Annotated in this window: 11 protein-coding genes; 6 read left to right on the top strand and 5 right to left on the bottom strand. The window is 59.4% G+C overall.

What is annotated here, in order from left to right; all coding sequences use genetic code 11:
• Nucleotides 1-66 precede the first annotated feature (66 nt).
• Both QFW87_RS18235 and QFW87_RS18230 read left to right on the top strand, forming a co-directional pair.
• A complete protein-coding gene (locus QFW87_RS18235; protein ID WP_283188460.1) occupies nucleotides 67-504 on the top strand; it encodes a hemerythrin domain-containing protein in 438 nt (145 codons plus the stop codon).
• A gap of 61 nt (nucleotides 505-565) precedes the next feature.
• Complete coding sequence (locus QFW87_RS18230) at nucleotides 566-1159, top strand: NUDIX domain-containing protein (RefSeq protein ID WP_283188459.1); 594 nt, start codon at nucleotides 566-568, stop codon at nucleotides 1157-1159.
• 8 nt (nucleotides 1160-1167) lie between these two features.
• Here QFW87_RS18230 and QFW87_RS18225 read toward each other — a convergent pair whose 3' ends face one another.
• On the bottom strand, nucleotides 1168-1683 hold the full coding sequence (locus QFW87_RS18225) for a methylated-DNA--[protein]-cysteine S-methyltransferase (protein WP_283188458.1): 516 nt from the start codon (nucleotides 1681-1683) through the stop codon (nucleotides 1168-1170).
• A 151-nt stretch (nucleotides 1684-1834) separates the two neighbouring features.
• On the opposite strand from QFW87_RS18225, the gene ggt reads away from it, so the two are divergent.
• A complete protein-coding gene (gene ggt, locus QFW87_RS18220) occupies nucleotides 1835-3562 on the top strand; it encodes a gamma-glutamyltransferase (RefSeq protein WP_283180843.1) in 1728 nt (575 codons plus the stop codon).
• Nucleotides 3563-3815: 253 nt separating this feature from the next.
• On the top strand, nucleotides 3816-4349 hold the full coding sequence (locus tag QFW87_RS18215) for a cysteine hydrolase family protein (protein ID WP_283188457.1): 534 nt from the start codon (nucleotides 3816-3818) through the stop codon (nucleotides 4347-4349).
• A gap of 30 nt (nucleotides 4350-4379) precedes the next feature.
• Here QFW87_RS18215 and QFW87_RS18210 read toward each other — a convergent pair whose 3' ends face one another.
• The gene (locus tag QFW87_RS18210) at nucleotides 4380-5282 is read right to left on the bottom strand and encodes a LysR family transcriptional regulator (RefSeq protein ID WP_283188456.1); all 903 of its coding nucleotides are present in this window, start codon (nucleotides 5280-5282) and stop codon (nucleotides 4380-4382) included.
• A gap of 147 nt (nucleotides 5283-5429) precedes the next feature.
• Between QFW87_RS18210 and QFW87_RS18205 the strand changes: the two genes are divergently transcribed.
• Together QFW87_RS18205 and QFW87_RS18200 are read left to right on the top strand one after the other, a co-directional pair.
• Complete coding sequence (locus tag QFW87_RS18205) at nucleotides 5430-6929, top strand: cytosine permease (RefSeq protein WP_283188455.1); 1500 nt, start codon at nucleotides 5430-5432, stop codon at nucleotides 6927-6929.
• Entirely contained in the window at nucleotides 6926-7771 is an 846-nt protein-coding gene (locus QFW87_RS18200) for a nitrilase-related carbon-nitrogen hydrolase (RefSeq protein ID WP_283188454.1), read from the top strand. Before QFW87_RS18205 ends, QFW87_RS18200 begins: the two co-directional genes overlap by 4 nt.
• 104 nt (nucleotides 7772-7875) lie before the next feature.
• Here QFW87_RS18200 and QFW87_RS18195 read toward each other — a convergent pair whose 3' ends face one another.
• Genes QFW87_RS18195 through QFW87_RS18185 form a run of 3 tightly spaced genes read right to left on the bottom strand, consistent with a single transcriptional unit; the run spans nucleotide 7876 to nucleotide 12289 of the window.
• Nucleotides 7876-9204, bottom strand: coding sequence for a TolC family outer membrane protein (locus tag QFW87_RS18195; protein WP_283188453.1), 1329 nt, complete (start codon nucleotides 9202-9204; stop codon nucleotides 7876-7878).
• Nucleotide 9205: 1 nt separating this feature from the next.
• Nucleotides 9206-10546 (bottom strand): HlyD family type I secretion periplasmic adaptor subunit, encoded by a 1341-nt coding sequence (locus tag QFW87_RS18190; RefSeq protein WP_283188452.1) that lies wholly within the window; start codon nucleotides 10544-10546, stop codon nucleotides 9206-9208.
• A gap of 6 nt (nucleotides 10547-10552) precedes the next feature.
• Nucleotides 10553-12289, bottom strand: a complete 1737-nt coding sequence (locus tag QFW87_RS18185) for a type I secretion system permease/ATPase (RefSeq protein ID WP_283188451.1) — start codon at nucleotides 12287-12289, stop codon at nucleotides 10553-10555.
• Nucleotides 12290-12533: the final 244 nt, after the last annotated feature.

Genomic DNA, 12533 nt, shown 5'->3' with positions numbered 1-12533 from the left:
CTCGCCTTCGCGCAGATGTCTAGGCTAAACAGCGTCATTCCAGAACGCGGCCTATGAGGACAATCCGTGAATATTTTTGAAGCCTTGCGTGAAAGCCACGACCGCCAACGCACCTACGCCGATGCGCTGATCCAGACCAGCGGCGACACCTCCGAGCGGGTCGAGGCTTACAAGCGGTTCAAGTCCGAACTTCAGGCCCACGAAACCGCTGAAGAGCGCCATTTCTATATCCCGCTGATGGAGTTCGACAACGGCGTCGACCTCAGCCGCCATGCGATTGCCGAACACCACGAGATGGACGAAATGATGGAAACGCTGGACGAGACCGAGATGTCCAGTCCGGCTTGGCTGGCCGCCGCGAAGAAGCTCGCCGAGAAGGTCAATCACCACATGGAAGAGGAAGAGCAGAAGTTCTTCCAAATGGCCGGCAAGCTACTCGACGACAAACAGAAAGAGACGCTGGCGGGGCAATATGTGAAGGAATACAAGGCCCAGCTTTCTTAGCGCCAGGCTTTCGTTTTCGCCTAACATGTGCGCCTTCCGACGAAAAAAGGGATGCGTTGTCATGTCGAACACAGCCGAGCGGGTCAACCTCATCGAGTCCCAGGTGTTGTCCCACGACTGGTACCTGCTCAAAAAAATCACCTTCGATTACCTGCGCAACAACGGCGAATGGCAGCGCCAGACCCGCGAGGTCTACGACCGTGGCAATGGCGCGGCGATTCTGCTGTTCAACCGTGAAAAGAAAACCGTCGCGCTGACCCGGCAATTCAGATTGCCGGTGTTCGTCAACGGCCACGATGGCTTGCTGATCGAAGTGGCGGCGGGGCTGCTCGAAGGTGCGGCGCCTGAAGAGCGCATCCGCGAAGAAGCGGAGGAAGAAACCGGTTATCGCGTGCACCACGTGCACAAGGTGTTCGAGGCCTACATGAGCCCCGGCTCGGTGACTGAGAAGCTGCACTTCTTCATCGCTGAGTACGATGCCGCGTCTAAGGTCAGCGATGGCGGCGGACTGGAGGAGGAAACCGAGGAGCTGGAAGTGCTGGAGTGGAAGTTCGACGACGCGCTTGAGGCGTTTTATCGCGGGGAAATCTGCGATGCGAAGACCATCATGCTGTTGCAGTATGCGGCGATGAAAAACATCTTCGCCGACGCTTGAGCGTTAAATCAAAACAACTCCCCCGTCCTGCTGTTGCCCGACCACTCGCATCCTTCCAGCGTCAACAACCGTTCCTTCGCCTCAAGCCCACCGGCGAACCCCGTCAATTTCCCCGACGCACCAATCACCCGATGACACGGCGCAACAATCGATATCGGGTTTTTGCCGTTGGCCGCACCCACCGCGCGGACCGCATTGGGGTTGCCGATCTGCTCGGCAATCTGGGTGTAACTGCGGGTCTCGCCGAATGGAATGGTCAGCAGCGCCGCCCAGACCTTCTTCTGGAATATCGTCCCGGAAAAGTCCAGCTCCAGCTCGAAATGATCGCGCGTGCCGGCGAAGTATTCCTTCAACTGCTGAGCGGTGCGCAGCAGGATCGGGTTGTCCGCCGCTTCGCTCATCGGGCCGAGCCGTACGCGGTTTGGCTTGTCGTTTTCCCAGAGGATAGCCGCCAGTCTTGAGCCGTTCGCGACCAGCTTCAACAAGCCGACCGGGGAGGCCAGGGTGATGTAGGTGAACGTCATGCCGGGGGACTCCGTGGATGGGCTGAGCAGGAGGCCAAGCATACTGCCTCGACGGGGAGGCGCAATACGCAATCCCAGCCATACTTGCCTCTGCTCTTGAAGCCTTCCCTCTGTTTTTTTACAGAGCCTAAAAACAAAAAGAGACCGACTCATGAAGTTCGAACCTTTTGCCAAATCGCTGATTGCGACCTCATTGGCGCTCAGCTGCCTCAGTGCTTACGCGGCCTCTGTGGCGCCGGTTGCGGCCGAAAACGGCATGGTCGTTACCGCCCAGCATCTGGCCAGTCACGTGGGCGTCGATGTGCTCAAGAATGGCGGCAACGCCGTCGATGCCGCGGTAGCGGTCGGTTATGCGCTGGCGGTGGTTTATCCCGCGGCGGGCAACCTGGGCGGCGGCGGTTTCATGACCATTCAGTTGGCGGACGGGCGCAAGACCTTCCTCGACTTCCGCGAAAAAGCACCGCTGGCCGCCACCGCAGACATGTACCTCGACAAGGAGGGCAACGTCGTCCCAGACCTGAGCACCCGTGGCCATCTGGCGGTCGGCGTGCCGGGCACCGTGTCCGGGATGGAACTGGCGCTGTCGAAATACGGCACCAAACCCCGCAAGGAAGTCATCGCCCCGGCCATCAAGCTCGCCGAAGACGGTTTTGTGCTGGAGCAGGGCGATGTCGAATTGCTGGAATACGCCACTGATGTGTTCAAGAAGGACATCAAGGATTCCGGTGCGATCTTTCTGAGCAACGGCGAGCCAATGCAGGTCGGTCAGCAACTGGTGCAGAAGGATCTGGCTAAAACCCTGCGGGAAATCTCCGAGAACGGCGCCGACGGCTTCTATAAAGGCTGGGTCGCCGATGCCATCGTCACCTCCAGTCAGGCCAACAAAGGCATCATCACTCAGGCCGACCTCGACAAATACAAGACCCGCGAACTGGCCCCGATCGAATGCGATTACCGCGGCTACCACGTGGTTTCAGCGCCACCGCCAAGCTCCGGCGGCGTGGTGATTTGCGAAATCATGAACATTCTCGAAGGCTATCCGATGAAAGACCTGGGCTATCACTCGGCCCAGAGCATGCACTACCAGATCGAAGCGATGCGTCACGCCTACGTGGACCGCAACAGCTACCTGGGCGACCCGGATTTCGTGAAGAACCCGATCGACCATCTGCTGGATAAAAACTACGCCACCAAAATCCGCACCGCCATCGATCCGCAAAAGGCCGGTGTGTCCCGCGAGCTCAAACCTGGCGTAGCGCCCCATGAAGGCAGCAACACCACCCATTACTCCATCGTCGATAAATGGGGCAACGCGGTCTCGGTGACCTACACCTTGAACGACTGGTTCGGCGCCGGCGTCATGGCCAGCAAAACCGGGGTCATCCTCAACGACGAAATGGATGACTTTACCTCGAAGATCGGCGTGCCGAACATGTACGGTCTGGTGCAAGGGGAGGCCAATGCCATCGCGCCCGGCAAGGCACCGCTGTCGTCCATGAGCCCGACCATCGTCACCAAGGACGGCAAAGTGGTGATGGTCGTCGGCACCCCCGGCGGCAGTCGCATCATCACCGCGACCTTGCTGACCATGCTCAACGTGATCGACTACGGGATGAACATCCAGGAAGCGGTCGATGCACCGCGTTTCCACCAGCAGTGGTTGCCGGAAGAGACCAACCTTGAGACCTTCACTACCAGTCCCGACACGGTGAAGATGCTCGAAAGTTGGGGGCACAAGTTTGCCGGACCACAGGACGCCAACCATGTGGCGGCGATTCTGGTAGGCGCACCGTCGCTTGAAGGCAAACCGGTCGGCAAAAACCGCTTCTATGGGGCGAACGATCCACGTCGTAACACTGGGTTGTCGCTCGGTTATTGAGGCAGATCCGAGGCCATCCAAATTCTTGAGGGTGGCCTCAGATTCCGTAGCAGCTGTCGAGCCTGCGAGGCTGCGTTCGACTGCGCAGCCGTCGTAAATCGGTTGACCGCGATCATTCAGGTAGACCACATTTGCGGGATTACGACCGCTTCGCGCTCGAACGCAGCCTCAGGCTCGGCAGCTGCTACAAGTTAAAAGGGGAACGGATCCTAAATCCGTTGCTGATTCACCGACCTATCAAGGGAGGAAGCTCATGGCTACCGCACTGCTGATCATCGACGTCCAGCGCGCCCTGTGCGCTGGCGAGTACGCCTGTTTTGAGATCAAGCGCGTTATCGAGAACATCAACGGCCTCAGTGCCAAGGCTCGCGAAGCAGGCATCCCGGTCATCCTCATCCAGCACGAAGAAAATGGCGACCTGCTGCAACACGGCTCCGAAGGCTGGCAACTGGCCGAAAGCCTGAAGACTTCGCCGCAAGACCTTCGCGTGCGAAAAACCAATAGAGACTCGTTCTACCGGACCCACTTGCAAGCCCAATTGCAGGATTTGGGCACAGACCGCCTTATCATCTGCGGGCTGCAAACCGACTATTGCATCAACGCCACTGTCCGCCAGGCCCTGAACCTGGGCTATGACGTAGTGCTCGCCGCCGATGCGCATTCCACCGTCGACAACGGCAACCTCGCCGCCGAAGACATCATCGTTGAGCACAACGCAGACCTGGCGCACTTGACGGGGCCCGTGGCGCGGATCGACGTTATCCCGACCAGCGAAATCCATATCTGAAACTGGCGAGGGGCTTGCTCCCGTTGACGCTTACACGGCCCCGAAGATGTCGATCAATTCAGTCAAAAAAGCACTCACCAAATCCCGCTGACGCGCCGAATGCCTGACCGCCGCATGAAAGCCGACCTCATAGCGCAACAGCTCGGGATTCAGCGGATGCAACTGCCCCAACTGTTCATGCTTCGCCGCATAGTGCTGCGGCAGAAAGCCCAAATGCTGGCCTGACAGGATGAGCAGGGCAGCGCCATCCATGCTGTCCGTGAGTACCGTCAGGCGTTCAATCGAGGTGGGCGCCGGCATTTCCGGCAAAGGATGGCTGGGCCATACCCAATCGTAATCGCTGACGTCATCCCGGGTCAGCTCGCCCACTTGCTCGAACAGCGGATGAGTGGGGGCGCAGTAGGCGATCTGGGTTTCCTGGAACAACGCAAAGTAATCAATGTTGGGCAGGCGGTGCCAGAAATAGCCGATCGCCAGATCGATATGGCCGTTGATGATTTTCTCTTCCAGCAGCGATGACGACAGCTCTGTGAAATGGAAATACAGCCCATCATGTCGGGACCGTAACCGCGCAATGGCCAGGGCGATTTTCTTGTTGGCAACCGGATCGATTTGACCGAGCAGGCCGATGTTGATGTTGCCCGACACCTTGCGATTGATGTGCTGGACTTCAACCCGGAACCCCTCGGCAGCCGCCAGTAACCGACGGGCCGCCTCGACAAACTGGCTGCCTTTGGGTGTCACCGAAAATCCACCGCGCCCGCGTTCGCAAAGACGAAACCCCACCCGCGCTTCCAGCGTTGCCAATTGCGCACTGATGGTGGGTTGCGTGGTATTGAGCGCCGTTTGCGCGGCCGAGATCCCGCCCGCCTCAACGACGGTCAGAAATACCCGGATCAAACGCAGATCCAGCTCCGATACAGTTCCCAGCATGCGTGCTCCCGATACTCACTTACATAGACGTGGATCTATGTGAACAGTGTGCCTGCGATATTTTACAGCCCTGACCAACGCTCTACATTGCAATGAAACCGGCGCCTTGCCCATAAAAACAACAATCACCAGCATAGGAACACTCATATGTCAGGGTCCCCTCAATCTGCGCACGCCATCGAGGCGAGCAGCGGGTTGGCCATCGAAGGCCACTCGATCGATTACATTCCGGAAAACGAACGTCACGCCAAGCTCAGCAGCCAGGGCCCTTTCTGGTTTCTAGGCAATTTCCACTTCTTCACCATCTCCATCGGGTTTGTCGGCCCAAGCCTTGGTTTGTCGGCGCTGTGGACGATGTTGGCCGGTGCGCTGGGCATCATGTTCGGCACCATTTTCATGGCGTTTCATGGCTCGCAAGGTCCAGAAATGGGCCTGCCGCAAATGATCCAGTCGCGTGCGCAGTTTGGATATCGCGGGGTGATTCTGGCCTTGATGGCGACGATGTTTGTGTTCGTCGGTTTCAACGTGGTGAACATCTCGCTGATCATGAACGGCCTCGAACATGTGTTTGGCATCGACCCGACCATCGTCGCCATTGCGGTGGTGCTGATCGGCGCGCTGCTGTCGATCTACGGCCATGACCTGATGCACAAAGCCTTCAAGTGGGCGTTGCTCGCAACGTTGCCGCTGTATGCGCTGGTCACCATCGCCTTGATGTTCGGCGCAGGCCAGGAGGGCGTCACTCCGGCGACCGACCTGGGTTTCAGCTGGATTGCATTCGCCACACTGTTTGCCATTGGCGCGAGCTACAACATTTCCTATGCGCCTTATGTCTCTGACTATTCCCGCTACCTGCCGAAAAATACCAGTCGGCCAAAACTGATCGCCGCCGTATTTATCGGCGCTTCGTTGTCGGGCGGCTGGATGATCGGCCTCGGGGCCTGGCTTGCTCAGCAACTGAAAGCGGCGGATGCGCTGGTGGCGCTGAACCAGGTCGGTTCTTCGATGATTCCAGGCCTGGGCAATGTGTTGGTGATCGTTTCGGTGGCGGGCTTTCTGCCGATCATTGCGCTCAACACCTACAGCGCCATGCTGACGTTGCTGACGGGTGTGGATTCGATCAAAAAAATCACGCCGACACCTCGCGCCCGAGTGATGTCGATCTCCGCGATCAGCGTCATTTTGTTGACCTGTGTGCTGTCGATCAAAGGCGATGGGATCGCCCTGTTGAACACCTTCCTCGTACTGCTGCTGTACTTCCTCGTGCCGTGGACCGCGGTCAATCTGGTGGACTACTTCTTCGTGCGCAAAGGCCGCTACGCGATCCCGCATTTCTTCACGCCGAAGGGCATTTACGGCGCCTGGCAATTTCGCGGCATCGTCTCTTATCTGATTGGCTTCGCCGCCATGGTGCCCTTCTTCTACATCTTTGATGCGGCGGCCGGCAAAGAGGTGTTCGTCGGGACGCTGGCGCGGATGCTGGAAGGCGTGGATATCGCCTGGCTGGTTGGCCTGGTGGTCTCGGGCCTGACGTATTACCTCCTCAGCCGTTCGATAGACCTTGAGTACGAACACCGGATTATCGACTCGATCACCGAGAGCGACATTGTTTCCATGGCTCATCAGTCTGTGGAGGAGGGGCGTTGAACAGCACCAAAAGTACCGTGGTCGCCTGCTGCCAACTGGCGCCAAAAATAGGCGACCTCGCTTACAACCGGAAGCTGACCGAACGGGCGATTCGCTCGGCGGCCTACCAGGGCGCCCAGGTGGTGGTGCTACCTGAGCTGGTCCAGAGCGGCTACTTGTTTGCCGACCGCAGCGAAGCCCTGTCCCTGGCGGAAACCGTCGAAGGGCCGACCTTGCTTCTGTGGACGGCGCTGGCCCGGGAATTGAACATCGTCGTGGTGGGTGGATTCTGCGAGCGGTTAGCCGGCGATAAACTGGCCAACAGCGCGGCGATGATCGATGCCCAAGGTCTGCGCACCGTGTACCGCAAGGCGCACCTCTGGGATGGCGAGAACGAAATCTTCAGCGCCGGAAACGACGCGCCGCCGGTTGTAGAAACCGTTCATGGACGGATCGGCATGCTGATTTGCTACGACCTGGAATTCCCCGAGTGGGTGCGACTCCCGGCGCTGGCCGGTGCGGACCTGCTCTGCGCACCGGTGAATTGGCCCGATGGGCCACGGCCTCAAACCGAGCGTCCGGCCGAAGTTGTGCGAGTCCAGGCCAACGCCTCGGTCAACCGAATGTTCATCGCCGCCTGTGATCGGCATGGTCATGAACGTGGGGGCAGTTGGGTGCAGGGCTCGGTGATCGTCGATGCCGATGGCTACCCTGTGGCAGGGGGGGCGGAGCAGGGTGGCGAGCAGATTTTGTTGGCGACGCTGAATCTTGCTGAGGCGCGGAACAAGCGAATCAGTGCACGTAATGATTTGCATCTGGATCGGAGGTCGCAGTTGTATGGGTTGAGTAGTTTGGTTGAGTAATGCAGGCGGATGAAGCGGCGCATCCTCGAAGGTGGGCGAAGGGAACGCTGTTGCGTGCCCGGGTTCTGCCGACCACCTTGTAAAAATTGCCGCGCTGGTGAAAGTCAGTTGGTGACCAACAGTTCCGGGCCGAGGTAGTCGTTGATGTGGTCGATATCGTCGTCGCCCAGACTGCCCACCGAAGAGGCCAGACGCAGGCGCGACATCAAGTAGCGCAGCTTGGCCTCGAACAGATCGTGACGCGCAACGAAGAGCAGCTCTTCGGCATTGAGGACATCCGAGTTGGTGCTGGTGCCTCCTTCTTTGAAGCCTTTGCGTGTCGAAGTCAGCGAGCGTTCGTTGGACTCCACTGCTCTCTCCAGCGCTTGAATACGTGTGGCGCCGCTCTGTACGCCGCGATACTCACGGGTGGTACCGGTGATGACTTCCTGGCGCGTGGCGTCGAGTTCGTCCAGGGCCTTATAGCTATTGGCACTGGCCTGGCGGGTCAACGCGCTGGTGCCGCCACCGCTGTACAACGGGAAGTTTACTTCCAGCCCGATTGAGCCGTAGCGGTTGCGTTGATTGAGCTCGGAGATTGATTGACTATCGCCCGCGGTGTAGCCGGCAACGAAATCCAGTGTCGGCCAGTGGCCGGCCCTGGCGCGCTTTACTTCTTCTTCGGCGAGGTCGCTGCTATGACGGCGCGCATGGATCAGCGGGCTGTCGCTCTGGGCTTTGACCAACCAGTCCTGCAGGTTGCTCGGTAGCAGCGGTGGCGTATTGAAGCTCGGACGCAAGGTGGTCAGGGATTCGGGGGTTTCTCCGATGTACTCCTCAAGCTTGCGGCGCGCATTGACCAGGTTGTCCTGCGCTTCGATCAGCTCAACCGCGGCGAGGTCGCGGCGAGCGACCGACTCGTCGATGTCGGTGACGGTGCCGGCCCCCAGCTCCATGCGCCGTTTCGCCGAGGCGAGTTGCTCATCGAAGGCGCTCAGCTTGGACTTGGCGAGGACGATGGTTTCGCTGGCCAAAAGCACGTCGAAATAGCTTTCGGCGAGGCGCACCGCGGCGTCCTGACTCTTGGCATCGAACACCGCGACGCTGTAGTCGGCACGCTGTTTACCTTGGCGGTACTCGGCCATTTTCTGTTTGTTGAACAGCGGCTGGCGCAAGCGCACGTTAGCGCCCTTGGAGTCGTAATCGAGATCCCTTTCGACGCCGCTCTGGCGCTGGGTGCCATTGACCTTGTTGTCGTAGGCCGAGGCACTGATCTGCGGTAGCAAACCCGCCATGCCGATGGCGCGGTTTTCCACACCAGCCTCCTTTTCATGCACGGCGGCGCGATAGACAGGGCCTTGATACTGCAACAGATCCCAGGCTTGTTTGAGGTCCATGGCGCTGGCCGGGAGGGACACCGCCAGCAGGCAGAAGAACAGGCAATGACGGTCCATTTCATTGTTCCTTGAAGGAGCTGTCAACACGCTCAAGCATTGGTTTGAGAAGATAGCTCATCATGTTGCGCTCGCCAGTCTTGATGGTGACGCTGGCGGGCATACCGGGACGAATGTGATTGCTGCCAAGAAGGCTCATACCATCGGGCGTGACTTCTACCTGAGCCAGGTAGAACGGCTCCTTGCTTTCCTCGTCGAGCAGGCGGTCTGCGGAAACGGTTTTCACGCGGCCGGGTATGTTCGGCGTCTGGGCATGGTTGAAGGCCGGGAAGGCAATGTCTACGGCCAGGCCGGGGACCATCTTGTCGATGGCCTGCACGGGAATCATCGCGTCGACCTGCAGCGGTTCGTTGTCCGGAACGATTTCCATGATCTTGAAGCCGGGCTGAATGATCCCGCCGATCGTAGCAATGCTTAGGGACTGGACCATGCCATCGATCGGCGAGCGAATTACCGTGTGGGTCACTTCATAGTCCAGCGCACGCAAGCGGTCGGCCAGGGTGGTGTTTTCCTTGGCGGTGTCGGTGAGCTGCGATTCGACTTCCTTCTGGTAATCGTGCTGGCGCTGCAGGATGCGCAACTTGATTTCGGTGGTCTGGCTACGTATGCGAGCGATGTTATTGAGGTTCTCGGCCTGGCCGGCGGAGAGGTCGGCATTGCTGCGTTCCAGTTCAAGCAGACGGTTGCGCGGCACATAGCCTTCGGCCGCCAGCACGCGGGTGCCTTTCAGTTCCTGGTTGAGGAAGTTGATCTGCGAGGCGCGGGAGCCATAGACCTGCTGCAGTCCCTTGAGCTGCACCGCCGACGCCGCGAGGTTTTCCTGCAGGATGCTGATTTCGCCAGCGAGGCCGGCGCGCCGGGTGTCCAGCAGGCGTTGTTGCAGACTCATGGCGGCCACCAGGCGGTGGTCATTCCCGAAGCGCTTGAGCAATTCGGGATCGTAGTTCACCACATCGCGGCCGTCACGTTCCGCTTCCAGGCGGTTTTCCACCGTCTTGCTGACGATGTACTGGGCGCTGACCGCACCCTGTTCGGCAGCGGCACGCAGCGAGTCAAGGCGGACCACCTCCTGGCCCTTTTTCACTGAATCGCCTTCGCGAACAAGAATGGCCTCCACGGTGCCGCCGCTCAGATGCTGCACGGCTTTGCGATTGCTGGTGACTTTTACCGTGCCTGTCGCCACCACGCCGGCATCCAGCGGCGCCAGCCAGGACCACAGGAGGAAACCGCCGAAGCCGGCGAGCATCAGCAACATGCCCCAGCGCACGGGCTTACCGACGTCCAGATCCACTTCGTTCCTGGGATCGGCGAGAATCATGTCGGTGTGTTGGTTCATTTGCATGATCGTTTACTCCCGTGCTTTGACGGAGGCCAGCGGAGTTGACGCGCCTGCAGGCATCACACTGGCCTTGCGCAGCGCTGCGAATACTTCGTCGCGAGTGCCGAGCATCTGCATGCCGCCGTCGCGCAGCATCAGCACCTTATCGACGGCGCAGAGCACATTGGGACGGTGGGAAATCAGAATGACGGTGGCGCCGCGGTTTTTGAGTTGGGCCAGCGCATCGACCAAGGCCTTTTCACCGACGTCGTCGAGGTTGGCGTTCGGCTCATCCAGCACAATCAGATTGGGTTCTCCATACAGCGCGCGGGCCAAGGCAATGCGTTGCTTCTGGCCACCGGAAAGCGGGCTGCCATCGGTGCCCAGACGGGTCTCATAACCCTGCGCCAAACGCAGGATCATCTCGTGCACTCCAGTCGTCCTGGCAGAGCGGATGACCGCGTCGCTGTCCACTTCGCCAAAGCGCGCAATGTTGTCGGCGATGGTGCCTTCGAACAGCTCCACGTCCTGTGGCAGGTAACCGAGCCAGGGGCCAAGTTCGCCCTTGTTCCAGGTGAATATGTCCGCGCCGTCCAGGCGCACCTTGCCGGCCTGTGCCGGCCAGACGCCGACCAGCAGGCGGGCGAGGGTGGATTTGCCCGAGGCGGATGGACCGATAATGCCAAGGCTTTCGCCGGGGGAAAGGTTGAAGCTCACCCCGCGCAGAATCGTGTTGCCGGTGCCGGGGGCGCCGGCATACACATTCTCCACCGCCAGCATGCCCAGCGGCCGCTGCAGCGACATGCTCGGTGGCCGGCGCGGATAGTCGTTCAGCATCTCGTTCAACCGGCCCCAAGCCGAACGGCAGCCAAGCAGCTGCTTCCACGACGCGATGACTTGTTCCACCGGGCCCAGCGCGCGGCCGGTGAGGATCGAGCAAGCAATCATCATCCCGGGGGTGATCTTGCCTTCGATCGCCAGCAGCGCGCCGGCGCCGAGGATCAGCGACTGCAAAGTGATACGCACGAAGCGCCCGGTGCTGCTGATCAGGGCGGCACGGTCGGAGGCCAGGGTCTGCATTTCCAGTATGCGCAAATGGCTTTGGTACCAGCGCTTGCCGATCGACGGCAGCATGCCCATGGCCTCGATGACCTCGGCGTTGCGCAGGTTGTTGTTGGCGTAGCTGGCGGAGGAGAGGGCGGCTTGATTGGCTTCGGCCAGCGGCTTTTGCGTCGCCTTCTCGGTGAGATAAGCCAGGCACACCAGAATCAGTGAGCCGATCAGCGTGATCAGTCCGAGCAGCGGGTGGATCAGATAGGCGACCAGCAGGTAGATCGGCGTCCATGGCGCATCAAAGAAAGCGAACAGGCCATTGCCGGTGAGGAACTGACGCACCTGCGCGAGATCCTGCAGGGCCTGGGCCGGATTACCACCGGCGCGGCTCAGGTTACGCTCGAATGCTGCGGTGAAAATGCGTCGATTGAGGTCCATGTCGAGGCAGTTGCCGACCCGGATCAGCACGCGGGTGCGGAACATTTCCAGCGTGGCCATCAGCATGAACAGGCCTATCACCAGAATGGTCAACATCGTCAACGTTGTGACGTTGCGACTGACCAAGGCCCGATCATAGACCTGCAACATATATATAGCTGGCGTCAACATCATGACGTTGATCACGCCGCTGAACCCTGCGAGCGAGTAAAAACTGCGGCGAAGTCGAAAGAGAGCGTCAGCCAGTTCTGATCGAGTGCTCGATTGTTTGTGCATTTTGGGTGACCCCTCTTCAAAAAGCCGTTTGCCCTTGCGGCGCAACAACTAACAGATGCAGTTCCGCAGGCAGCTGGTTGAGACGCAGGTTGGTCGCTCTAGGGGCGCATCACCTGCAAATCACTGCGTCGCTCTCATGGCTAGCAGCGTAGGTGTGGTCGTAACAATCTGAAATAACATTTCGCTCTAATGCTGCGAATGAATTCCTATAAGTCTCATAAAAACAGCTAGTTAAGAGGTCAAT

This window comes from Pseudomonas sp. PMCC200344 (assembly GCF_030053095.1).
GTDB lineage: Bacteria > Pseudomonadota > Gammaproteobacteria > Pseudomonadales > Pseudomonadaceae > Aquipseudomonas > Aquipseudomonas svalbardensis.
The sequence above is the reverse complement of the archived record's forward strand: the minus strand, read 5'-3'. Positions and strand labels throughout refer to the sequence as shown.